General features: G+C 59.1%; 21 protein-coding genes, 2 pseudogenes and 1 riboswitch. Of the genes and pseudogenes, 17 read left to right on the top strand and 6 right to left on the bottom strand.

Translation table 11 applies throughout. The annotated features are described in order from the left end of the window. Nucleotides 1-90: 90 nt before the first annotated feature. Nucleotides 91-1,473 carry a sodium:solute symporter family transporter gene (locus ACZ5WQ_RS05190; protein WP_464383293.1) on the bottom strand — a complete coding sequence of 461 codons (1,383 nt, stop codon included), beginning with the start codon at nucleotides 1,471-1,473 and terminating at the stop codon, nucleotides 91-93. After that, a riboswitch (TPP riboswitch) is annotated at nucleotides 1,463-1,583 on the bottom strand. It overlaps the preceding gene by 11 nt. A 175-nt stretch (nucleotides 1,584-1,758) precedes the next feature. Here ACZ5WQ_RS05190 and ACZ5WQ_RS05185 point away from each other — a divergent pair. From ACZ5WQ_RS05185 to ACZ5WQ_RS05175, 3 genes are all read left to right on the top strand, one after another. After that, a complete protein-coding gene (locus tag ACZ5WQ_RS05185) occupies nucleotides 1,759-2,685 on the top strand; it encodes a GGDEF domain-containing protein (RefSeq protein WP_464383292.1) in 927 nt (308 codons plus the stop codon). A 77-nt stretch (nucleotides 2,686-2,762) separates the two neighbouring features. After that, nucleotides 2,763-5,075 (top strand): multiheme c-type cytochrome, encoded by a 2,313-nt coding sequence (locus ACZ5WQ_RS05180; RefSeq protein ID WP_464383291.1) that lies wholly within the window; start codon nucleotides 2,763-2,765, stop codon nucleotides 5,073-5,075. After that, nucleotides 5,072-5,554, top strand: a complete 483-nt coding sequence (locus ACZ5WQ_RS05175) for a GNAT family N-acetyltransferase (RefSeq protein WP_233049672.1) — start codon at nucleotides 5,072-5,074, stop codon at nucleotides 5,552-5,554. Before ACZ5WQ_RS05180 ends, ACZ5WQ_RS05175 begins: the two co-directional genes overlap by 4 nt. Before the next feature lie 3 nt (nucleotides 5,555-5,557). Here the strand turns inward: ACZ5WQ_RS05175 and ACZ5WQ_RS05170 are convergent, their stop codons facing one another. Next, nucleotides 5,558-5,989 carry a group II truncated hemoglobin gene (locus tag ACZ5WQ_RS05170; RefSeq protein ID WP_088274219.1) on the bottom strand — a complete coding sequence of 144 codons (432 nt, stop codon included), beginning with the start codon at nucleotides 5,987-5,989 and terminating at the stop codon, nucleotides 5,558-5,560. Nucleotides 5,990-6,571: 582 nt separating this feature from the next. Between ACZ5WQ_RS05170 and cyoA the strand changes: the two genes are divergently transcribed. From cyoA to cyoE, 5 genes are read left to right on the top strand one after another with little or no spacing between them, the layout of a single operon-like run. After that, nucleotides 6,572-7,525, top strand: coding sequence for a ubiquinol oxidase subunit II (gene cyoA / locus ACZ5WQ_RS05165; RefSeq protein ID WP_464383290.1), 954 nt, complete (start codon nucleotides 6,572-6,574; stop codon nucleotides 7,523-7,525). Beyond that, nucleotides 7,525-9,537, top strand: a complete 2,013-nt coding sequence (gene cyoB / locus ACZ5WQ_RS05160; RefSeq protein ID WP_285677106.1) for a cytochrome o ubiquinol oxidase subunit I — start codon at nucleotides 7,525-7,527, stop codon at nucleotides 9,535-9,537. The genes cyoA and cyoB overlap by 1 nt, the downstream gene beginning before the upstream one ends. 1 nt (nucleotide 9,538) lies before the next feature. After that, on the top strand, nucleotides 9,539-10,156 hold the full coding sequence (locus ACZ5WQ_RS05155) for a cytochrome o ubiquinol oxidase subunit III (RefSeq protein WP_285677105.1): 618 nt from the start codon (nucleotides 9,539-9,541) through the stop codon (nucleotides 10,154-10,156). Continuing rightward, complete coding sequence (gene cyoD / locus ACZ5WQ_RS05150) at nucleotides 10,153-10,494, top strand: cytochrome o ubiquinol oxidase subunit IV (RefSeq protein ID WP_464383625.1); 342 nt, start codon at nucleotides 10,153-10,155, stop codon at nucleotides 10,492-10,494. The genes ACZ5WQ_RS05155 and cyoD overlap by 4 nt, the downstream gene beginning before the upstream one ends. Continuing rightward, on the top strand, nucleotides 10,491-11,381 hold the full coding sequence (gene cyoE / locus ACZ5WQ_RS05145) for a heme o synthase (RefSeq protein ID WP_464383289.1): 891 nt from the start codon (nucleotides 10,491-10,493) through the stop codon (nucleotides 11,379-11,381). Before cyoD ends, cyoE begins: the two co-directional genes overlap by 4 nt. 42 nt (nucleotides 11,382-11,423) lie before the next feature. Here the strand turns inward: cyoE and ACZ5WQ_RS05140 are convergent, their stop codons facing one another. Continuing rightward, a complete protein-coding gene (locus ACZ5WQ_RS05140) occupies nucleotides 11,424-12,395 on the bottom strand; it encodes an alpha/beta fold hydrolase (protein WP_464383288.1) in 972 nt (323 codons plus the stop codon). Between the two features lie 183 nt (nucleotides 12,396-12,578). On the opposite strand from ACZ5WQ_RS05140, the gene zigA reads away from it, so the two are divergent. After that, nucleotides 12,579-13,793: a zinc metallochaperone GTPase ZigA gene (gene zigA, locus ACZ5WQ_RS05135; RefSeq protein ID WP_464383287.1), complete on the top strand. Its 1,215-nt coding sequence runs from the start codon at nucleotides 12,579-12,581 to the stop codon at nucleotides 13,791-13,793. Here zigA and ACZ5WQ_RS05130 read toward each other — a convergent pair. Next, entirely contained in the window at nucleotides 13,761-14,222 is a 462-nt protein-coding gene (locus ACZ5WQ_RS05130; protein ID WP_464383624.1) for a multidrug/biocide efflux PACE transporter, read from the bottom strand. The two genes, zigA and ACZ5WQ_RS05130, sit on opposite strands and share 33 nt — an antisense overlap. 82 nt (nucleotides 14,223-14,304) lie before the next feature. On the opposite strand from ACZ5WQ_RS05130, the pseudogene ACZ5WQ_RS05125 reads away from it, so the two are divergent. Together ACZ5WQ_RS05125 and ACZ5WQ_RS05120 are read left to right on the top strand one after the other, a co-directional pair. Further along, a pseudogene (locus ACZ5WQ_RS05125) lies at nucleotides 14,305-15,183 on the top strand (LysR family transcriptional regulator). A 58-nt stretch (nucleotides 15,184-15,241) separates the two neighbouring features. After that, nucleotides 15,242-16,000: a hypothetical protein gene (locus ACZ5WQ_RS05120; RefSeq protein WP_464383286.1), complete on the top strand. Its 759-nt coding sequence runs from the start codon at nucleotides 15,242-15,244 to the stop codon at nucleotides 15,998-16,000. A gap of 168 nt (nucleotides 16,001-16,168) precedes the next feature. Here the strand turns inward: ACZ5WQ_RS05120 and ACZ5WQ_RS05115 are convergent, their stop codons facing one another. Continuing rightward, nucleotides 16,169-16,909, bottom strand: coding sequence for an EAL domain-containing protein (locus tag ACZ5WQ_RS05115; RefSeq protein ID WP_464383623.1), 741 nt, complete (start codon nucleotides 16,907-16,909; stop codon nucleotides 16,169-16,171). Beyond that, a pseudogene (locus ACZ5WQ_RS05110) lies at nucleotides 16,807-17,067 on the bottom strand (diguanylate cyclase domain-containing protein); the annotation flags it as partial. The pseudogene ACZ5WQ_RS05110 and the gene ACZ5WQ_RS05115, both read right to left, overlap by 103 nt. Before the next feature lie 853 nt (nucleotides 17,068-17,920). Here ACZ5WQ_RS05110 and ACZ5WQ_RS05105 point away from each other — a divergent pair. From ACZ5WQ_RS05105 to ACZ5WQ_RS05080, 6 genes are all read left to right on the top strand, one after another. After that, nucleotides 17,921-20,491 (top strand): hybrid sensor histidine kinase/response regulator, encoded by a 2,571-nt coding sequence (locus ACZ5WQ_RS05105; protein WP_464383285.1) that lies wholly within the window; start codon nucleotides 17,921-17,923, stop codon nucleotides 20,489-20,491. 139 nt (nucleotides 20,492-20,630) lie between these two features. Beyond that, entirely contained in the window at nucleotides 20,631-21,296 is a 666-nt protein-coding gene (locus ACZ5WQ_RS05100) for a Bax inhibitor-1/YccA family protein (protein WP_228245055.1), read from the top strand. Nucleotides 21,297-21,365: 69 nt separating this feature from the next. Next, a complete protein-coding gene (tusD, locus tag ACZ5WQ_RS05095; RefSeq protein ID WP_228244895.1) occupies nucleotides 21,366-21,755 on the top strand; it encodes a sulfurtransferase complex subunit TusD in 390 nt (129 codons plus the stop codon). Continuing rightward, complete coding sequence (gene tusC / locus ACZ5WQ_RS05090; protein ID WP_228244896.1) at nucleotides 21,745-22,110, top strand: sulfurtransferase complex subunit TusC; 366 nt, start codon at nucleotides 21,745-21,747, stop codon at nucleotides 22,108-22,110. The genes tusD and tusC overlap by 11 nt, the downstream gene beginning before the upstream one ends. Further along, the gene (gene tusB / locus ACZ5WQ_RS05085) at nucleotides 22,107-22,418 is read left to right on the top strand and encodes a sulfurtransferase complex subunit TusB (RefSeq protein WP_464383284.1); all 312 of its coding nucleotides are present in this window, start codon (nucleotides 22,107-22,109) and stop codon (nucleotides 22,416-22,418) included. The genes tusC and tusB overlap by 4 nt, the downstream gene beginning before the upstream one ends. Next, nucleotides 22,415-22,753, top strand: a complete 339-nt coding sequence (locus ACZ5WQ_RS05080; RefSeq protein WP_228244898.1) for a TusE/DsrC/DsvC family sulfur relay protein — start codon at nucleotides 22,415-22,417, stop codon at nucleotides 22,751-22,753. Before tusB ends, ACZ5WQ_RS05080 begins: the two co-directional genes overlap by 4 nt. The last annotated feature ends 1 nt before the right edge of the window (nucleotide 22,754 follow it).

Genomic DNA, 22,754 nt, shown 5'->3' with positions numbered 1-22,754 from the left:
GGCTGGCTGGTTCAAAACGGCAAATTAATCGGCATTTAGTGCCAAAGAGGGAGGCAGGTGCGCAGCCGTGCGGCACGGCTGCGCGGTTGATTAGCCGGCGAGTTCGGGCTTTCTGGCAGGCAGCAAGAGGGCGAAAAGTACACTGACCAGTGCCGAGGCAGCCAGGGCACCGAGAAACGGCGGCAGGGTCGGAACGGTGTCCGGGAAGCTGGCAAGCAGCAGCCCCTGAAGCGCGCTGCCAGTTGCAATCCAGCCGGGCAGCACTGCGCCGACCAGCCCTGCCAGTGCACCCGCTATCGCAGCTGCCGGTGACATCCGTTGCCACAGGCCTAGCAGGACCGGCACAACCGCAGTGGCGCAAAGCAGATCGGCAATCAGAAACAGCCGCAGAACCGAGATGCCCTGCAGGGCGATAATCACCACCGGAATCATCAGAACAAAGGTAAACCAGCGAGCAGCGGCAAGACTCAGTCCTTTTCGCTCTGTGACCGCCAGCGACACGATAGCGTTCTGCAAGGTATCGACCGAGGAGGCAACCAGGGTGATTGCCAGCACCAGCGCCGGCAGCGCCAGCCAGCCGGGGGCATCACGCAGCATCGCGAAGAACGGAATGGGTGGGGAGCCAACATCTGCACCGCTCATGACCGTCATGATACCGAGGCCGCCAACCAGCGCGACAACCAGAATGGTCGCCACACCGCCGATCAGCGCGCCCTGGCCCAGTGCCTTTTCGTCCTGCGCGGCCCAGAGCCGCTGCCAGTAGCCTTGATGGAACAGGTTGGCTGCAGTGACGGCAATGACAAGGGTTAGCGCAACGCCGAGCGCGGCCGACGCGGGTATGCCGGGAAGCGCCGTATCCGGGCTGAAGGCGGGCAGCCGCGTCGCAGCAACGCCGCCGACCAGCAACATCAGCGCAATCAGCAGCCATCCCTGCCAGCGGTCGGTTGTCATGCTGGCCCGCAGACCGCCCCAGGCCGTATAGATCAGCGTGGTTACGGCAACGCCGATGACAATCAGGCTGCCATTGATGTCGGACAGCATCGCGGTAATGGCGCCGATGGCGGTCAATTCCGCGACCAGAAAACAGGCCATGTACAACAGTGATATCAATCCGACCCAGCGGCGTACGCCGCCGCCATAGCAGTGCTCGGCGAACTCGCCAATACTTCGCCCTGCCGGCAGTCTTCGACGAATAGCGGGCCCACACAGGGCAAACACGATAAAGGGCAGGGCGGCGCCCAGCGCATACCCGGCCAGACCAAGGGGACCGACCAGTACGCCGACTTCCGGTGGAGCAAAGAGGATCCAGCCACCCATGCCTGAGGCCAGAAACGATAGGCCAATGGCCCAGCGGTTCTGGCTATTGCGCGCCGTAATAAAGTCGTCGAGAGCCTCGTTTCGGCGGGTTCGCAGACCAACCCAGACAAACAAAAGCAGAACCGCAGCCAGGGCTGCAATCGTCAGGTACAACATGTCGCGCTTCCTCCGCCGGTATGATCCGGATCAGGTTCCAGGGTTTGGCCAGCCTGGGCTTGGCGTGTTCTCAGCCCGATGCATGGCACCGGACACCCCTGGCGACAAATAAAGTGGGATAGATGTTTAACTGCAAGATGATGTCACAGATTGGCCAGACCACGTAAGCTGCCGCATAATCGGATTGCACACAGTCTGACCAGCAGACGCGATTCGCGTACTCATGGCAACACCGCCAACAGTGTGCAGGTGACGTTGCCGGCCGGAGCTCCGCAGACAAAAAAAATGCCAGACAACCAGAATGTGGACAGGCTTGCCATCGAGACCGTGCTCGACAGTCTTGATGCGCTGGTCTATGTCGCCGATATGGATACCCACGAGCTTCTGTTTCTCAACGCCTACGGGCGTGAAAAATGGGGAGAGCCGGGTGCGCGAAAATGTTGGCAGGTACTGCAGAAGGGCCAGACAGGGCCGTGCGCATTTTGCACCAACCCATTGCTGGTTGATGAACAGGGTGTGCCAATCGGCGTCCATCGCTGGGAATTCCGCAACACCCTCACGGGCCGCTGGTATCAGTGCCGTGATCAGGCAACCCGCTGGCCGGACGGGCGTCTTGTCAGAATCGTAATCGCAACCGACATTTCCGACATCAAGGACTTGCAGGACCAGCTCACACAAGCGCAGCGCCAGGCAGAACAACTCGCCAATGAGGACGCCTTGACTGGGCTGGCCAACAGACGAGCGTTGTTTGCTTTGGGCAACGCGGCGCTTGAGCAGGCGCGCAGGCAACGGCACCCGGTGGCGCTTATTTCGCTGGATGCCGATCACTTCAAGCAAATCAATGATCGTTTTGGCCATGCTGGCGGTGACGCTGTTCTGCGTGCGCTTGCCGGCGTGCTGAAGCAGCATACACGGGCCGCTGACGCTGCGGCTCGGCTCGGAGGAGAGGAGTTTGCGATTCTTCTGCCGGCGACGGGGCTGGATGAGGCGAGGGAGCTTGCGGAGCGCTTGAGAGCGAAGATCGAAGCGCTGAGGTTGAGCCACGGTAAGGAGACCATTCAGGTTACTTGCAGTTTTGGGGTTACAGCGTCGCAAAACGGTGAAGCCAGCCTGGATTTGCTGCTCAATACCGCTGATATCGCAACCTATCGAGCCAAAAGCACGGGTCGCAACCGGATTGAGGATCAGGGTTGGGTACAGATTGGCTCTTGAGGCTGTCGGGGTCAGACCGTTGCATCGACCGGAGTTGCCCGCAAGACGCATTGTTGCAATAGGGATGTTGCCAGACGATGGACAGTAACAAGACTCACTCTGCCCGACACCTTGCCCCTGAACCGCCGCTGTGGCGCCTGCTGCTTCCGCTGGTTCTTGTTCTCTCGGCCGTCGCTGTCTGGTGGTTTACTGCCGGGGAAGCCGAGCCCCCTTTGCAGGCGCCTGCTCTGACCGCCGAGCAGCAAAATGTGCCCTTCGTTGACGTTACCACAGCCGGCAGTCGGCACTATGTTGGCCGTCAGAGCTGTATCGCCTGTCATGTCGAGCAGAGCGCCGACTTTGTCGGGTCGCACCACGATCAGGCCATGCAGGAAGCAAATGCCGATACCGTGCTTGGCGATTTCAATAACGCCAGCTTCAGCTACGGCGGCGTAACCAGTACCTTCTTCCAGCGTGACGGCCAGTTTCTGGTCAATACACTCGGTCCGGATGGCCGCCAGCAGGTCTATGTTGCCGAGTACACCTTTGGGGTCTATCCGCTGCAGCAGTATCTGCTGGCGATGCCGGGCGGCCGTTATCAGGCGTTCAGTGTTGCCTGGGATGCACGGCCGGCTGGGGAGGGTGGCCAGCGCTGGTTCCAGCTCAACCCTGATGTCAATGGCGACGACCCGGTCAAGGCGCTGCACTGGAGTGGGCGTCAGTTCAACTGGAACCTGATGTGCGCCGAATGCCACTCGACCAATCTGGAACGCAACTTCAATGCCGCAACCAACCGTTATGACACTCGCTGGGCCGAGATCGACGTGTCCTGCGAGGCGTGCCACGGACCGGCTTCAGACCACCTGAAGTGGGCCGCTGCTCCTGACGCTTATCCAGATATGGCCGCGACCCTTGGGCTTGCGGTGCGCTTTGATGAGCGCGAAGGTGTCACTTGGCAGCACGATGACAACGGTACGCCCAGCCGCAGCAAGCCGCGCGACAGCGAGAAGGAAATTCAAGCCTGCGCTGCCTGCCACTCCCGCCGTGCGCAACTGTTTGATGACCGGCAGGATGCCGGTTTGCTGGTGGAAAATTATCTGCTCGCAACCCTTGATCAGGGGCTGTATCACCCGGACGGTCAGATTCAGGATGAGGTGTTTGTGCATAGCTCGTTCCTGCAGAGCAAAATGTATCAGGCCGGCGTGACCTGCAGTGACTGTCACAACCCGCACTCGCTGGAGCTCAGGGTCCCTGGCGATGGTGTCTGCCTGCAGTGTCACCAGGCCGACCAGTACCAGACGCCGAAGCACCACTTTCACAGCAGCGTGCAGGGCAGCGCCTGCGTGGACTGCCATATGCCGACCACCACCTACATGGAAGTGGATCCTCGGCGCGATCACAGCCTGCGTATCCCGCGCCCCGATCTGAGCGTCAGCCTCGGCGTGCCCAACGCCTGTAATCAGTGTCACAGCGACGAACCCCCCGAGTGGGCAGCAGAGCACGTCGAACACTGGTATGGCCATGTGCCGCAGGGGCTGCAGCAGTATGCGCGCACACTGGCAGCGGGCCGAGCAGGCTCTGTTGGCGCCCAGCAGGATCTGCTGACGCTGTTGGCCGACGAAGGCCAGCCAGCGATCGCCCGCGCGACGGCCGCCAGTTTGCTGCAGGCCTGGCCGGGGCCGGAGGTGGCCCAATCGCTGTTTGTTGCCCTGCGTGCGAAGGACCCGGTGATTCGCCTGGGCGCGCTGGAGGCGATTGGCAGTTACCCGCCGGTCACCCGCTGGCAGCTTGCCAGCCCGCTGCTGGATGCGCCTGAACGCGTGGTCAGGCTGCAGGCGGCCGCGCAGTTGCTGGATATTCCGCCAGAGCAGATGCAGGGTGATGACATCGAAAAGTTGCGCCAGGCGCAGCAGCAATACCTCAAAGCGCAACAAGCCATCGCCGATGACCCTTCGGCACAGTTGAACATCGGCCTGTACTATCAGGCGCGTAACCAGCTTGCGCTGGCGGAAGATGCCTACGCGCGGGCCTTAGAGCTTGATCCCTATTTCATCGGTGCCTACATCAATCTGGCCGATCTGTATCGCGCGTCGATGCGCGACCCTATGGCCGAAACACTGCTTAACAAGGGGTTGGAAGCGTTGCCGGAGGCTGCCCCGTTGCATTTCAGCCTGGGACTGCTCAAGGTGCGCAGCAAGAATATGGCCGACGCCCTGATCGAGCTGCGCCGCGCAGTTGTGCTTGACCCGCAGAATGCCCACTATCGATACGTGCTGGCCGTCGCGCTCGACAGTGCCGATCAGCGCGACGCTGCCCTGGCGCTAATTGCCGAAGGGCTTGATTTGACCCCTGCCAACCAAACCCTGTTGACACTGCAGCAACAGCTTCAGAACAAGGATGCAACGCAATGACTTTGGAAGTGATCGTCGGCGATCTTGGCGACGAAGTACATGCTACGGCGTTGAAGTCGTTGCTCGCTGAATATGCGCTTGACCCTATGGGTGGCGCTGCGGCGCTTGCCCCTGAGTTGCTCGAATCACTACCGGGCAAGCTGTCCTCACGGACGGACTACCTGTTTGTGCTCGCGGTTGCCGACGGCCAGTATGTTGGCCTGGTCAACTGCTTCGAGGGGTTTTCCACGTTCAAGGGCAAGCCGCTCATCAATATCCACGACGTGATTGTGTCACGCCGTTGGCGAGGGCAGGGCATTGCTAGGCAGATGCTGACTCAGGTCGAAGACATTGCCCGCCAGCGAGGTTGCTGCAAGCTCACCCTGGAAGTGCTGGAGGGCAACAAGGCGGCACAGCGTTCCTACCGGGGTTTGGGCTTTGAGGGTTACCAGTTGGTGCCGGAAATGGGCCGGGCAATGTTCTGGGAAAAGCCGCTCTAGCGGCTATTGCTGCGCCTGACGCATCGCCTGACTGGCCTGCACCACCCGGTTGGCCGGCACGCGCAGTTGCTCCAGCAGATAGCTGGCAAATGCGGGAGAGTAGGGCTGCTTTGCTATCGCCCGCGCCATGCACTCCAGCCACTGGTCACGCAGCTCCGGGCCTACATCCCATTTGGCGTGAAAGGCGGGAATGCTGATGCCGCCATACTGCTGCTGAAACAGTCGCGGGCCGCCCAGCCAGCCTGACAGAAATGCGCTCAACTTGGCCCGAGCCGATGCCAGGTCAGGCGCGTGCAGAGCGCGCAGTTCCTGTGCCCCCTCCCAGCTGTCCATCTCCTGGTAGAAATCATCGACCAGCCGACGTATGCCGTCGATTTCGCCTGCGGCCTGATAGGACGCATCTGCTGTGCCATAAGCTGGCGTGGATTGAGTCATGTTGAGCACCTCGCGTTAGTGCCGTGATGGTACGCCTTCGACACATTTTTTCCAGCAACCGTGCTGCGGCCTGTCGCCGCACGCCACTCACTGCGCTTACCTGTCTTCCAGCGCGGCACATTGCCGCACCCCTGCAACAGCTGTTGCGGGGACCTCGCTTGAGGCTTGAACCCCGCGCCATGCGTGACTTGCGAGCATTTCTCATTTGTCTTCAGCGAATGCTTTAGTCGCAAATATGAAGTGCTGCATTGACCTGTGTCACTACTTGTTACAATTGCGCGGCTTCCGGAAATACTTTGTAATACTTTCCGCAACAGGTTCCAGGCGTCGCTCTGGTTCCCCACGGAAGGCGCCGCTCCCGCGGCCAGTTTGGCGATTGATGCTGTACGCCGTCTCAGTCTGCACAAAGACATTACGCTGACCCATAAAAACCACACGGCAGCACCTGACACGCTCATGCGGGAGCGTCACGGGGTGCTGTTGCGTGGGCTATTGGTCGGCTGGTGGGTGCACATCACTGGGGCCTGTTGCACCTCGTTCCCTGTCGGGCGCGAGGGCCTGTTCAACGACTAAGGCTGCAACATGAACCCGAAGCAGATAACTTCAATCCTGAAACGGCTCGCCTGGTTGCCGCTGCTGATGCTCGGCGGCTGCAAGATGGTGTTGCTGGACCCGAAAGGGCAGGTCGGCGTCGACGAAAAGTCGCTGATCATCACCGCCACGCTGCTGATGCTGATCGTGGTAATTCCGGTCATCGTGTTGACCCTGGTGTTTGCCTGGAAGTACCGCGCAAGCAACACCAAGGCGACCTATCGACCCAACTGGTCCCACTCCACCGCGATTGAACTGGTGGTCTGGATCATTCCCTGCGTGATCGTCGCCATCCTCGGCACCATCACCTGGAAGACCACCCATGAGCTGGACCCATACCGCCCGCTCGACTCGGACGTAAAGCCGATTGAAGTGCAGGTGGTATCGCTGGACTGGAAATGGCTGTTCATCTACCCAGAGCAGGGCATCGCCACCGTCAACGAACTGGCCTTCCCGGTCGACACCCCCGTCAACTTCAAGATTACCTCCCAATCGGCGATGAATTCCTTCTTCATCCCGGCGCTGGGCAGTCAGATCTACTCGATGGCTGGGATGCAGACCAAGCTGCATCTGATCGCCAACCATGAAGGCAGCTACGACGGTTTCTCCGCCAACCTGAGTGGCGAAGGCTTCTCCGACATGAAGTTTCAGGCCATCGCCACCGATGAGCAGAGCTTCAACGACTGGGTTAGCCAAGTCAAAGCCAATACCGAGACGCTGGACCTGGATAGCTACCCGACGCTGGCAGCGCCGAGCAAGGCCGATCCGGTCCGCTACTACGGCAGCGTCAGCCCGATCCTGTACGACACCATCCTCATGCAATACCACAACGGCGGTAAGCACGCGGCCGGCCACGAAGACCACGCGGGTCACGCAGGCCATGAGGCACATGCAGGCGCAGAAATGGCTGGCATGCCCATGAACGCTGCCGAGGAGACCCACTGATGTTTGGCAAGCTGACACTCGAGGCCGTGCCGTTCCACGAGCCCATTATCATGATCACCCTGGCGGTCGTTGCGATTGCCGGCCTGGGGATCTTTGGCGCGATCACCTACTACCGCAAGTGGGGCTACCTGTGGACCGAGTGGCTGACTTCGGTTGACCACAAGAAAATCGGTGTGATGTACATCCTGGTTGCCCTGATCATGCTGCTGCGCGGTTTTGCCGACGCCATCATGATGCGCGGCCAGCTGGCGATTGCCGAAGGCGCTTCGCAGGGCTACCTGCCGCCCGAGCACTACGACCAGATCTTCACCGCACACGGCGTAATCATGATCATCTTCATGGCCATGCCGTTCATGGTTGGTCTGATGAACATTGCGGTGCCGCTGCAGATTGGCGCCCGTGACGTTGCCTTCCCGTTCCTCAACTCGTTGAGCTTCTGGCTGTTCGTGGCCGGTGCGATTCTGGTCAACGTGTCGCTGGGGGTAGGGGAGTTCGCCCGCACCGGTTGGGTTGCCTACCCGCCGCTGGCCGAGCTGGGCTACAGCCCGGGCGTGGGGGTCGACTATTACATCTGGGCGCTGCAGTTATCGGGGTTAGGGACGCTGCTTACCGGCGTCAACTTCCTGGTGACCGTGTTCAAGATGCGCGCACCCGGCATGACGCTGATGAAGATGCCGGTGTTCACCTGGACCTGCACCTTCACCAACATCCTGATCATTGCGTCCTTCCCGATTTTGACCGCCACCCTGGCGCTGCTGAGTCTGGACCGTTATCTGGACATGCACTTTTTCACCAACGAGCTTGGCGGTAACGCCATGATGTACATCAACCTGTTCTGGGCCTGGGGTCACCCCGAGGTGTACATCCTCATCCTGCCGGCGTTCGGTATCTTCTCTGAGGTGATTTCGACCTTCTCCGGCAAGAAACTGTTCGGCTACACCTCGATGATCTGGGCCAGCGGAGCGATCACCGTACTGGGCTTCGTGGTCTGGCTGCATCACTTCTTCACCATGGGCTCGGGTGCCAACGTCAACGCGTTCTTCGGCGTGGCCACCATGATCATTTCGGTGCCAACCGGGGTGAAGCTGTTCAACTGGTTGTTCACCATGTTTCGCGGCCGCGTGCAGTTCACCACGCCGGTGCTGTGGACCCTGGGCTTTATGGTGACCTTCACCGTGGGCGGCATGACCGGCGTTCTGCTGGCCGTACCGGGCGCGGACTACGTGCTGCACAACAGCCTGTTTTTGATCGCTCACTTCCACAACACCATCATCGGTGGTGCGGTATTCGGTTATTTGGCCGGCTTTACCTTCTGGTTCCCGAAGGCTTTCGGTTTCAAACTGGATGAGCGTCTGGGCAAGGGGGCCTTCTGGTGCTGGATCACCGGCTTCTTCGTGGCCTTTATGCCGCTCTACATCCTCGGCTTCATGGGGATGACCCGTCGCCTGAATCATTACGACAACCCGATGTGGCAGCCTTACCTGATCGTTGCCTTCTTCGGTGCCGGCCTGATTCTGTGCGGCATTCTGTTCCAGCTGGCACAGCTGGTGGTCAGTCTGCGCAACCGTGAATCGCTGCGTGACGTGACCGGTGACCCGTGGGGCGGTCGTACCCTGGAATGGTCGACCAGTTCGCCGCCGCCGTTCTACAACTTCGCCGTTACGCCGAGCGTGCGTGCACTGGATGCCTTCCAGGACATGAAAGAGCGTGGCGAAGCCTACCTGCGCCCCGATCATTACGCGCCGATCCACATGCCGAAGAACACCTCGGCCGGCCTGATCATCGGTCTGCTGGGCGCGGTATTCGGTTTCGCGCTGGTCTGGCACATCTGGTGGCTGGGGGCCGTGAGCTTCATCGGCATGATCGCTACCTTCATCGCGCGCAGCTACAACGAAGACGTCGACTACTACGTGCAGCCTGACGAAGTAGAGCGCATCGAGAACCTGCATCACGCCAACTTTGAGGCGCCGCGTCAGGCGCTGAACACTCAACCCGTTGCGGAGCAGATCTGACATGTCGAGCACTGTAATGCACTCCAACCACGCCGTGGCGCATGACGACCACGAGCACCACGACACCGGCGGCAACACTGTATTCGGCTTCTGGCTGTACCTGATGACCGACTGCATTCTGTTCGCCTGTGTGTTCGCCACCTACGCCGTGCTGGTCAACCACACGGCCGGTGGCCCCAGCGGCAGGGACATCTTCGAGCTGCCCTATGTGCTGGGTGAAACCGCGCTGCTGCTGGTCAGTAGCTGCACCTACGGCTTTGCCATGATTGCGGCGCACCGCGGCTTCAAGGGCCAGACGCTGGCCTGGCTGGCGGCGACCTTTGTGCTGGGCGCAGGCTTCATCGGGATGGAACTCAACGAGTTCCATCACCTGATCGCTGAAGGCTTTGGCCCGGACAAGAGCGCCTTCCTGTCGTCCTTCTTCACCCTGGTCGGCATGCACGGTCTGCACGTGACGGCCGGCCTGGTGTGGATGGTCATCATGATGCTGCAAGTCAGCAAGCGCGGTCTGACCGACCGCACCAACACACGCCTGATGTGCCTGAGCCTGTTCTGGCACTTCCTGGACATCGTCTGGATCTGCGTGTTCACCATTGTCTATCTGATGGGGACTATCTGATGAGTCAAGCGCATTCCGACGCCGGCGCCGGCCACGGCAGCTACGGCTCTTACGCTATCGGTTTCATCCTGTCCGTGATCCTCACTGCCATCCCGTTCGGGATGGTGATGAGCGGGCAGTTCAGCCAGAGCGTCAACCTGATCAGCATGCTGACCATGGGTGTGATTCAGGTCGTGGTGCACCTGGTGTGCTTCCTGCACATGAACACCTCGTCCGAGGGCCGCTGGAATCTGGTGGCCTTCCTGTTCACCGTACTGATCATCGTCATGCTGGTTGGTCTGGCCATCTGGATCATGGTCAATGCCGACATGCTGATGATGCCCTGGATGTTCCAGTGAAACTCAAACGCTACCTGCTGGTCACCAAGCCCGGCATCATCTTTGGCAACCTGATTGCGGTGGCGGGGGGATACTTCCTCGCCGCTCAGGGGCAGATCGATCTCGGTCTGCTGCTGGCTACCGTGACCGGGTTGTCGCTGGTGGTTGCCAGCGGCTGCGTGATGAACAACTGCATCGACCGCGACATTGATCGGCATATGCAGCGCACGCGGGGCAGGGTGCTGGTCACCGGGCAGATTTCGGTCCTGGCGGCATTGACGCACGGTGTGGTACTTGGCCTGGCAGGCTTTGGCCTGCTGTGGTGGTACACCACGCCGGTGGCCACGGCGCTGGCGGCCTTCGGCTTCTTTATCTATGTGGGCGTGTACAGCCTCTGGATGAAGCGCCGTTCGGTCTACGGCACGCTGGTCGGCAGCCTGTCAGGCGCCATGCCGCCGGTGGTGGGCTACTGCGCCGTGACCGGTCAGTTCGATACCGGGGCAGCGCTGTTGCTGCTGATCTTCTGTCTGTGGCAGATGCCGCACTCGTACGCGATTGCCATCTTCCGCTTTGATGACTACAGCGCAGCTGGCATTCCGGTGCTGCCGGTGAAAGAAGGCATTCGGGTGACCAAACAGCACATCGTCCGGTACATCCTGGCCTTTGCGGCCGCGGCGCTGATGCTGACGTTGTCTGGCTTTGCCGGTTACGGCTATCTGGTCATCGCGCTGCTGGTCAGCATCTGGTGGCTGCTGATCGCGCTGTCCGGCTACCGCGAGGAAGTAGACGACCGCGTGTGGGCACGCAAACTGTTCGGCTTCTCGATCATCGCCATTACGGCGCTGAGCCTGATGATGTCGATCGACTTTCGGGTCATGCCATCGCCAACGCTGTTTGCCGGTCTTTGATTGAATGCGCCTGAGCTTAATGCTCAGGCGCATTTCCCCGCCTTAAGGCTGCTGGAGAAAGCGCAGCATCGCCTCATTCACAGCCTCGGGCGCCTCATTCTGAAGCCAGTGGCCAATCTTCGGCAGCAACTCAATCTGCAGGCTGGGTATACGTTTTCCCATCATCGCACGCAACGCGGGCTCATCGGCGCCCTGAATAACGCTGTCGGCCTCTCCGGCAATAAATAGCACCGGGCAGGTTATCTTGCTCTCACGCAATGGCAGCAAGCGGCGCCAGTTCTCATCCAGATTGCGGTAGTAGTTGATACCGCCGGCAAACCCACTATGCCGATAGGCATTCAGACAGTAAGCGAGCATCTCGTCGCTCAGCCAGGCTGGCTGCTCCTTCGGTACGCCGAGCCGGTCGATCCAGCCACCGCCTTCGGAAAGCGACTTGCCCAGCAGAGGAGGGTGGCGCGGGGTCTCCGGTGAGCAGTAGAGTGCGCGCAAAATGCCTTCCGGGTCAGCGTCAAACTCGGCTTCGGCAACACCCGGGTCCTGAAAGTAGATCTGATAGAAGAACTGATCTTTGAAATAGCCGCGCAAAAACTCGATTGGCGGTACATCAGCAACCGGGCGCAGCGGGACGCTCATGATGATCAGCCTTTCGACGCATTCCGGATGCAACTGCACAAACTGCCAGCTGTTGATCGCGCCCCAGTCGTGGCCGATCAACAATACCGGCGCGTCCGGGCTGTAGTGCGCGACCAGCTCCTGCATAAAGCCGGCAATGCGGGTGACGTTGTAATCATCAATTTGCGCTAGCGCCTCGGTTTCGCCGAAGCCGGGCATGTCAGGGGCGACCGCGGTGTAGCCCGCATTGGCCAGCGCTACCATCTGCTGTCGCCAGGAGTACCAGCACTCAGGCCAGCCGTGAATAAACAGTGCAACCGGGCCGGTTCCCACCCGAGCTATGCGGGTGCTCAGTCCGCTGATCTGTTGTTGTTCGAAGCGGATATCGTCCAGGCAGTACATTGTTCTTCCTTATATAGAGTAGGGCATGCGGCTTGAATACCGCCTAATCGGCTAGACAATCAAGCACGACCGTCATAGTACATGCTGACGTATTCAACGCCTTGATGCCCAGGCTGACTGGTGCGTGACTTTTTTGAATTAAATGTTATGTTATAACCAATGTTAAAATCCGAGATTAACGTCATGCCTGAAAACCTACCTGTCACTGTCCTGTCCGGCTTCCTGGGTGCTGGAAAAAGTACCTTGCTTAACGCCATTCTAAAAAACCGTGACGGCCTGCGCGTTGCGGTGATCGTCAACGACATGAGTGAAATCAATATCGATGCCAGCGAGGTCCAGCGGGATGTCACCCTGAATCGGGCGGAGGAACGGCTGGTTGAGATGAGCAACGGCTGTATCTGCTGCACCCTGCGTGAGGACCTGCTGGAGGAAGTCGGCCGGCTGGCGAAAGAGGGGCGATATGACTACCTGCTGATCGAGTCCACCGGCATATCCGAGCCGCTGCCGGTCGCAGAGACCTTTACCTTCAGGGATGGGGAGGGCACCGCTCTGGCTGATATGGCCCGACTCGATACGATGGTTACGGTCGTCGATGGGGTCAACTTCCTGAACGACTATGAACAGTCCGCCAGTCTCGCCAGCCGCGGCGAAACCCTGGGTGAGGACGACGAGCGTTCGATTACCGACCTGCTGGTCGAGCAGGTCGAGTTCGCTGATGTCATCCTGATCAGCAAGAGTGATCTGATCAGCCGAGACGCGCTCGCGGAGCTGACGTCTATCCTGCGTAACCTCAACCGACACGCGAACATCCTGCCAATGGTGATGGGTAACGTCCCGTTGCGCGAGGTACTCAATACCGGCCTGTTCAATTTCGAGCGGGCTGCCGAAGCGCCGGGTTGGCTGCAGGAACTGCGCGGCGAGCACATTCCGGAAACGGAGGAATACGGTATTGGCTCTACCGTGTACCGAGCGAACCGCCCGTTTCATCCGCAACGTTTTTACAGCTTCATAAGCAGTCCGTGGCGCAACGGCAGGCTGCTGCGCTCCAAGGGGCTGTTCTGGCTGGCCAGCAAGTGGACTCTGGCGGGCAGCTGGTCCCAGGCGGGCAGCTTGATGCGGCATGGGCTGGCGGGACGCTGGTGGCGGTTTGTTGATCGCGAGCATTGGCCGACCGATCCAGACTTGCTCAAGGAGATCATGCAGCAATGGCGGCCAGAAAGCGGCGACTGCCGACAGGAGCTGGTGTTCATTGGTCAAGGCCTGGACGCCGGCCAGTTGCGGCAGGATCTGGACAGTTGCCTGTTGTCCGATGCTGAAATGCAGCTACAGCCGGCATATTGGGCGGCCCTTGGCGACCCATTTGGTTCATGGGCTGCTGAGGCGCCCGAGCCGGCCTGACAAAACCCGCGCTCTGGCCCGGTCGTACAGCCAGTTGAACACCAGGGTGTATGGCAGAAATAGCAGAATGAGGCCAATATCCAGCAGCAACGCCTCCATCAGCCTGACCTGCAGCCAAAGTGCGATGACCGGGACCATCACCACTACCAGGCCGCATTCAAACAGGCCGGCATGCAGAAGCCGGACCCTCAGGGTTCGGCGCCAGCCGCGCTGGCGCTCGATGCGTTGAAACGCGGCGGTAAATACCATATTCCACAACATCGCGATGCATGAAAGCGTCAGCGTCAACGCGCCGCCCTGGTGCAGCGGCTTGCCCGTTACCCAGGTTATCAGCGGTGCAAACACCATGACTGCAATCAGCTCAAAGAGTCCTGCGTGGAGCATGCGCTCGCGCAGAGACATTCCACCATCGGCAACATTCGCGGTCATGAAAACTCTCCGGTTATTCGACAGATGCATTCTCATAGGTTTAACCTGATGGACGAAGTTAGAATCCATCGGTGAATCCGATATGAAGCTGTCTCCTGAATCACTCGAAGCCTTCGCCCACGCTGCCAGCCTTGGCAGTTTCAGTGCCGCCGCGCGCCAATTGGGCAAAAGCCAGTCAACTGTCAGCGAAGCGATTTAACGGCTGGAGATTGATCTGGGGCTGATCCTGTTTGACAGAACCGGAAAGTCGCCCGTCCTGTCCGCTGCAGGGCAGGCTTTACTGGGCAGGGTAGAGGAAGTGCTGTCGGCGTCTGACCGACTGCAGCGTACTGCCAGTGCGCTGGCCGGCGGGCTGGAGTCACGGCTGACGCTGGTACTGTCCGATGCCTATCAGTCGGAGCATTTCAAGAGTCGGATCATGCAGCTGGCCGAACGCTTTCCAGAGCTGGAGTTCGAATGCATATTTGCCGAAAATGCCGACATTATCAGCCTCATAAGCAGTGGCCGTGCCACGTTGGGACTGTTGCCGGTTGAGGGCCAGCTCCTGCCGGAAATAGGCCGCGCGCCGGTCGCCGAACGGGCCGAGTTCGCCGTTTATGCAAGCCCCGGGCACCCGCTGGTGCAGCAGGGGGACATTGAATCGAGCCAGCTCGCGCAGTGGCGACACCTTGGATTGAATACCTTGAGCGGATCTGCCCAGGGGCCGGAGTGGCAGCCAGTCAGCCAGATTCGCAGCTGGTCTGCCCCCAACTATCTTATTTTGCTGGATCTTGCGGTTATGGGTTTTGGCTGGGCGGTACTGCCACGGTGGCTCGTTGATGCCTATGCCGCCGACAAGCTGGTCGAGTTGACGCTGCCAGACTGGCCAAGATTCCAGGCGCTGGAGGTTGTCTGGTCTCGCAAGCGACCCTTGGGGCCAGCCGGGAACTGGTTGCGAGACGCGTTGGCCAGCCATCCTTGATATCGCATCTGCTGCTATGCTGCAGATATTGGTAAGCGGCTGATATTGGAGCTATCGCTTGAACCTGCGCACCTGGCTTTATATTCCGCTGATTCTGGCAGTCACGGCCTCATCACCGGTGCTCGCCGCAGATGAGCGGGCGGCGGTGCAACGCGCGCTTAAAATCACCGCACTTGATTGGGAGCCTTATACCGGGTCCTCTATGGTCCATGGCGGTAATGCCATCCAGCATCTGCGAACCATTCTCGGCCAGTGCAACATTGACCTGCAGGTCGAGTTTTATCCCTGGCGGCGGGCCCAGCAGATCGCGCATCAGCCAGGCTATCTCGGTTTTTTCCCTGCCTGGCCGATAGAGGTGGGAGATGGCTTCGTTTCCTCAGGCGAGGTAACGCCATCACATCTGGCGCTGATGGCGATGGCCGATAGCGATGTCCAGGTTGACGAGATTGATGAGGCTTTTGCCAGCCACCGTATCGGTATTGTTAAAAGCTACATCTATCCGGAGCGATTTCAATCATTGCTGCAGCGTTTTCCTGACAGCATTGACCGTGGAGCCAGCAGTGAGCTGTCATTGCTGAAGATGTTGAGCATGGGGCGATTCCATCTGGCTGTGTCGGACCCGACAGTGATGGAGTATCTGGCTATCAGACATGGAATAGATGATGTGCGGGTTGCCAGGATGCTATTCGAAGAGCCGCTGGTCATTGCGATGCGCGATGAGCCCGACAATCAGGAGAATATCGTGCTAGTCAGGAGGCTGCTGCAAGCTCAAACTGCAACGCCGCCAGAGGGCGATCTGTGTTTGGTTGCTCGGTAAGTCGGTCGCGGAACAAGTCGAGCACAGTGGTGCGGGTGGCGGGCATTCTGACCAGCGCGTTCATTACGCGTTAATCGTAATACGCTATTTAACATAATATATATTATGCGAAGTGATGATTGCGAGCGCTACCAGTACTGCCAGCATCGAATCTTCCAGGCGTCCAACCTAGGCGATGCTGCTGTGAGCCTTGGCAAATTCGAGAAACCGGTCCGCTTCCACGGGTCTTGAAAACAGATAGCCCTGCGCATGATCACAACCCAGCGACGTGAGGATGCGTTGCACCAGTTGATGCTCAATCCCCTCGGCAGTTACTTCCAGCTTGAGGCTGTGCGCCATCTGGATCACTGCTGTAACGATGGCGCGGTTTTGTTCGTTGCTACCAATATGACTGACAAAGGATTTGTCGATCTTGAGCCGGTCGACCTGAAAGCGCTGCAGATACGACAGATTCGAATATCCGGTGCCAAAGTCGTCAATGGCGAGCTTTACGCCCATCTGCTTGAGGCTGCGCAGCAGCTGCAGGAATTGATCCGACTTCTCCAGCAGCATGGATTCAGTCAGCTCCAGTTCCAGCATTGCTGCGCCCAGACCGGTGCTGGCCAGCGCGTCGGCCACAACCGACTCAAGGTTGTTCCGCCGCAGCTGTACCGCCGACAGATTGACTGATACGCCCAGACCTTTAAGCCCCTCGGTCTGCCAGCGTGCCGCTTCTTGACAGGCTTGGCCGAGTACCCACTCGCCGAGACAAACTCGTCTGCGCCGTGCCGGCTGAGGGCATCGGCATCCCGCACTACCTGCCGGAGGCGCGAGGCTATTGCCTGTATCAGCTCGTCCCCCGCTGAGTGGCCAAGTGAGTCGCTGATGGTCTTGAAGTTGTCGATGTCCAGATAAAGCACCGCAATGCAGCCTTTACGCTGGCCGGCCATTTCGATCATCCGTGCAACGTGACTGTTGAACGATGCCCGGTTGCTCAGTCCGGTCAGGGCGTCGTGGCCTGCCAGATGGGTAAGCTTGGCCTGGGAGCAGCGCAGCCGCTTTACCTCCGATTCCAGCGAGCGCTGCATACAGCGCATCTCTCTCATCAGCCAGACTATGGTGCCGGCTGACAGCAGCAGAATGCTGCTCACCACCATCCAGCGCTGGAGCCCCATCGGCAAGGGGTGAAAAGAGTGATAACCGAGGGCTGCAGCTATGCTGATCACCGCCACGGTGATCAGCATTAGCGTCAGCAGGCCCCAGAACAGACGTTCTGATGTAATCAGGCCGGCAATGACAAGGATGGTCGGAAAGGCGATGAGCGCGCCGCTGTAGAGGCCCTGGTTGGACCACATCGAGTATCCCAGCAGCGCGGTAAGCGATACCAGTGCGAAGGCTGCAGCGTAATCCGGGCCGGGTTTTGCGTTGAGTCTGAGAGTCAGCAGGATACTGCTCAAGATGATCGCTACCAGGGCTGCTGCGACGTATTCGCCAGTCAACAGCGCGCGAGTTTCGACTGCAAGCAAGATCAGGATGACCAGATGTGATACCAGACGCAGTCGCCGGTGTTGGCGTTCACGCATGCGCAGAGAGAATGCCTCCCCTTCACCTTTTTCTATAGCTGCCGTTTCCATGGTCAATGTTTCCCGATCTGCAGCTCCAGGCTGCTGGTTAGCGGGGGCGCGTGAATGCACCCGCGAGCTGATTTTGCGCACATGCCGTCACGCTGAACGCTCTGATGAGGTTCAGGTGATAACCTACTCTTGGAAGTTGTGTGGCGCCAATAAAAAGGCGCCGATTTATCACGCTTTGTGGCGACTATGTTGCCGAAAGGTTTGTCTCAGGCGGTTTGGCTGACCTGACGCTATGCAGGCAGGAATCTAACCCATTATGCTTTGCACAGCCAAATTGGGCGAGTCCCACTCTTCACCGGATACATGGATGACTGAACTCAAGCAACAACAAGCCCGTGTTGGCGTCTCAAATGCTGCTTTCAGCCGTCAGAATGCGCTGTCGTGGCTAGTTCTCGGGATTGGTGTACTTGCGACCCTGTTTATCTGGTCCTATCTGGTCGACCGTGAGGAGCGTGCGGCGCATCGTGAGTTTGTCCTGATTACCGACGACATCACCTCAGCGATACATAAGCGCATGATTGATCACGAGCAGATTCTGCTCGGTGGCGCGGGCTTGTTTGATGCTGCCGGTGAGGTCGACCGCTACAAGTGGCGCATACTGGTCGAACGTCTCCAGCTGGCGGACAATTACCCGGGTATTCTCGGGGTGGGTTTTGCTCAGGCCATACGCCCCGGCCTGCTTGAGCCATTCGAACGGCAAGTTCGTGCCGAGGGCTTTCCCGACTTCCGCGTTCACCCTGAGGGGGAACGCCCTCTTTATACCTCTATCGTGTACCTCGAGCCGTTCGAGGGCCGGAATCTCGCCGCGTTCGGCTACGACATGTATTCCGAACCCACCCGTCAGGCTGCCATGCAGGCAGCAGCAGAATCGGGGAAGTCCTGGGTAACCGGGCCGGTCAAGCTGTTGCAGGAAACCCACGGCGTCGTTCAGGCCGGGATTCTGATGTATGTGCCGGTCTATTATGGCGGTTTGCCGGTCTCGACAACCGAAGAGCGGCTGGCGGCATTGAGGGGCTTCGTTTACAGCCCGTATCGTATGGGTGACCTGCTCGCCGGTATTCTCGGATCGTTGACGCCGGGGGTTGGCTACCGGCTGATCGACACCGCCGCCGGGCTCGACAACCCGACCCTGTTCTCCGATATCGACGATACGACCACCTCTCCCGCTCTGACGCGTACCGTGCAGCTGAGCCTCTACGGGCGCGACTGGCAATTGGAGTTTGAGAGTACGCCCGAGTTTGATGATCGTTACAACAACAGTGGCTGGGTACCTTTTGCCGGGCTGGGTATCAGTCTGTTGCTGTTTCTGATGGCTACCCTCCTCGTCCTGCGCCGCGATCAGGCGGAGCTATTGGCTCACGCAATGACCCAGCAACTGCGCAGCAGTAATGCCGCGCTGCGTCAAAGCGAGGAGCGCCAGCGCCTTGTGCTCAAGGGCAGTAATGATGGCTGGTGGGATATCTATCTGAATGACATGCGCTTCATTGCCTCCCAGCGCGCCTGGGAAATGCTCGGCTACCCTCCTACCTCCGATTTTCAGTCGCTGCATCGCTGGCAGGCTCTGGTGGCTCCGGAAGAGCGGCACAAACTGATAAAGCTGTTGCGTGAGGCATTGCAGTCGGACCAATCGGCGTTCTCGATTGAAACTTCACTGAGTCATCAAGCTGGCCATCGAGTTCCGGTCCTGCTCCGTGGCGCGATCCAGAGAGATGAAAGCGGCTTGGCTGTACGCGCAAGTGGAACAATGCTGGACATGACCGAGCAGAAGCGGGTCGAGCAGATGAAAAGCCAGTTCGTTTCCACCGTCAGTCACGAACTGCGTACCCCGCTTACCTCCATTTCTGGTGCGCTGGCGATCGTCAACAGCGGCTCGCTCGGTGAGGTGCCTGCGCCCATGCGTAAAATGCTGGAAATTGCAGAGAGCAATAGCCAGCGCCTGAACCACCTGATCAACGACCTGCTGGATATGGAGAAGCTCGCTGCAGGCAAAATGAAGTTCGAGCTTCGCACTTGCAGTTTGAAAGAACTGATAGACGAGGCTCTTGCAGCCAATCAGGCCTATGCCCAAAGCCGTGGAGTAAATCTGGTGTCCCATGGCTGCCATGACATTTTGGTTCGGGTCGACAGCATGAGATTGCACCAGGTGCTGAACATCTATCTGTCCAACGCCATCAAGTTCTCTCCGCAGGGTTCGCAGGTCGTGATCGATGTAGTAACCGATCAGGATACCGTGCGGGTAAGCGTTACCGATCAGGGTGAAGGCATTCCGGCCGAGTTCCGGGATCAGGTGTTTGCAAAGTTCGCCCAGGCTGATGGTTCAGACAAGCGCAAACAAGAAGGTACTGGCCTGGGGCTCGCCATCTCGCGAGAGTTGATGGCGCAAATGGATGGCTGCGTCGGTTTTGACTCTGAGCCACCGAACGGCGCCACGTTCTGGTTGAGCTTGCCGATTGAGGCGCAGGCTGAGGCGCAGGCCGAGGCGACTGCGCAGGTGCAGACACCCAGCGTTCTGGTGGTTGATGATGACCCGATGATCGCAGACTTCATTGCACTGGTACTGCGAAAGGCCGGCTATCTGCCAACAACCAGTGTTACGTTGAAAGGCGCTCAACAGCAACTGCAGGAAACGCACTACGACGCAATGGTGACGGATTTACGCTTGCAGGACGGACATGGCCTCAACCTGATTCGTGAGGTTCGGGCGCAGGCAGCGCTGGCACACATGCCGATTCTGGTTGTTTCCGCCTACTGCGACGAGGGACAACGACTGATGCACAGTCAGGTTGACGAGTTCCTGGCCTGGCTCGACAAGCCGGTTGATGAAAAGAAACTGCTGAGCATGCTGGACGCCGTCATGAACCGCGCCAGGGCAAAGTGAGGGATACCCCGTTTGTGGCGATTTTCACATGAATGGTAATAGTTGGACGCTTTCGGCGGCTTGATTTGCTGTGATCAAGCCGTATGATCAGGGTCTACCAACGGATTTTCGATTTCCGATACAGGAGCTGTACATGAACATGCAGGAACACAATACGACCCTTCAACATGCTGGCGTCAGCGAAGCGGAAGTCAGCAAGCTGTTCCGCAACACCTATTCGCTGCTGGCCATGACGCTGGCGTTCAGCGCCGTGGTGGCCTTCGTGTCCATGAGCCTCAATTTGCCGTACCCCGGCATCATTGTGACTCTGGTCGGCTTCTACGGCCTGCTCTTTCTGACTACCAAACTGCGTAACTCCGGCTGGGGACTGGTCAGCACCTTTGCCTTTACCGGCTTCCTTGGCTATACCCTTGGTCCAATTCTGAACGCCTATCTGTCGTTGCCGAATGGCGGCCAGCTGGTATCCATGGCACTGGGCATGACTGCGGTGGTCTTCTTTGGCCTGTCCGCCTACGCGATCCTCAGCCGCAAGGACTTCAGTTTCCTGTCAGGCTTCATCATGGCGGGCTGTATCGTTCTGATGTGCGCAGTGGTTGCCAGTTTCTTTATCCAGATCAGCGGTCTGCAACTGGCGATTTCCGCCGGGTTCGTCCTGTTCTCTTCGGCGGTCATCCTGTATCAGACCAGCTCCATCATTCATGGTGGTGAAGATAATTACATCATGGCGACCATTACCCTGTTCGTCTCGATTTACAACCTGTTCCTCAGTCTGCTGCAGTTGCTGGGTATCTTCAGCGACGACTGAACAAACCCGCTGCGTTATACTCAATGGCCCGCCTTCAAGGCGGGCCATTTTGTTTATGAGCGTGAAACCATGAAGTTTGCGATTGCCTTGCTGGCTGGTCCGCAGGATCCTGCCGCACGCAGTGCTCTGATGTTTGCCGAGGCTGTGTTGGCCGGCGGCCACCAGATCAGTCGACTGTTTTTTTACCGTGACGCGGTACACCTTGCTTCCACGCTAGGCGTGCAGCCGCAGGACGAGTGCGATCTGGCGCGGCGCTGGAAGGCCTTTATCAACGAGAATGGCCTCGATGCAGTCGTCTGCATCGCCGCCGCCCTGCGTCGAGGGATACTGGATGCCGCCGAAGCAGATCGCTGGGAGCGGCCAACGGCGAATACCGGAGAACCCTGGGTTCTTTCCGGGTTGGGGCAATGGGTCGATGCGCTGCAGACGGCAGACCGGGCGGTGACCTTTGGAACCTGATCTGAAAAGCCTGCTGGTCATCAGTCGCCAGCCGCCGACATCGATCGCCGCCCGGGAAGCATTGGACCTGGCACTTGCTGCTGCGGCTTTCGGCGTGCCGGTGAGCATGTTGTTCATGGACGCCGGCGTTCTGCAGTTGCTGCCGGGGCAAGAGTCCACACTGATTGAGCAAAAGCCGGTTGCATCCAACCTTCAGGCCTTACCGATGTTTGGTGTGGAAGACCTGTTCGTGTGCCAGCATTCGCTTGCCGAGCGCGGCCTGCAGCCGGGGCGATTCATCATCAACTGCAAGGCCGTTGACAGTGCCGAGATCGCGACCTTGCTGGAGCATCACGACCAGGTGGTAGCCTTATGAGGTCAACACTTCTGCACCTGCTGCGCCATGCCTCCCAGGATGACACCCATTTTGCCACCAGCCTGCGGGTTATCGGGCCGGAGCAAGGGTTGCTGCTGATCGAGGATGCTGTCTATGCGCTGCTGCCTCGCACCAGCGCGGTTAACGCCATGCAATTGTTACCGGCCAGCATCAGGTTGTTTGCTCTGGAGTCCGACGTTCTGGCCCGCGGCCTGGCGATAGATGACCTGCCGCAGCGAGTGAGTCTGATCGACTATCCGGGTATGGTCGAGCTATGCACCCGGTATGACAAGGTACTGAGCTGGTGACACAGACTATCCATGCAGATGGCCGCGACATTGCGATCGACAAGGAAGGCTTCCTGGTATCGCTTGGCGATTGGTCCGAAGCCGTCGCACATGAACTGGCCCTGCGCGAAGGTATTGAGCTGACCCCCGCGCATATGGAAGTCATCCTTCTGCTGCGCCGCTTTTACCAGACCTTTCAGCTCTCACCGGCGATGCGTCCGCTGGTCAAGTTTGTTGGCCAGGAACTGGGTAAGGACAAGGGCAACAGTATGTATTTGCTGACGCTGTTTCCAGGCAGCCCGGCAAAGTTGGGCAGCAAGATCGCCGGACTGCCCAAACCGGAAAACTGCCTCTAGC

The sequence above is a fragment of the Halopseudomonas sp. T1L2 genome, assembly GCF_055397385.1.
The sequence above is the reverse complement of the archived record's forward strand: the minus strand, read 5'-3'. Positions and strand labels throughout refer to the sequence as shown.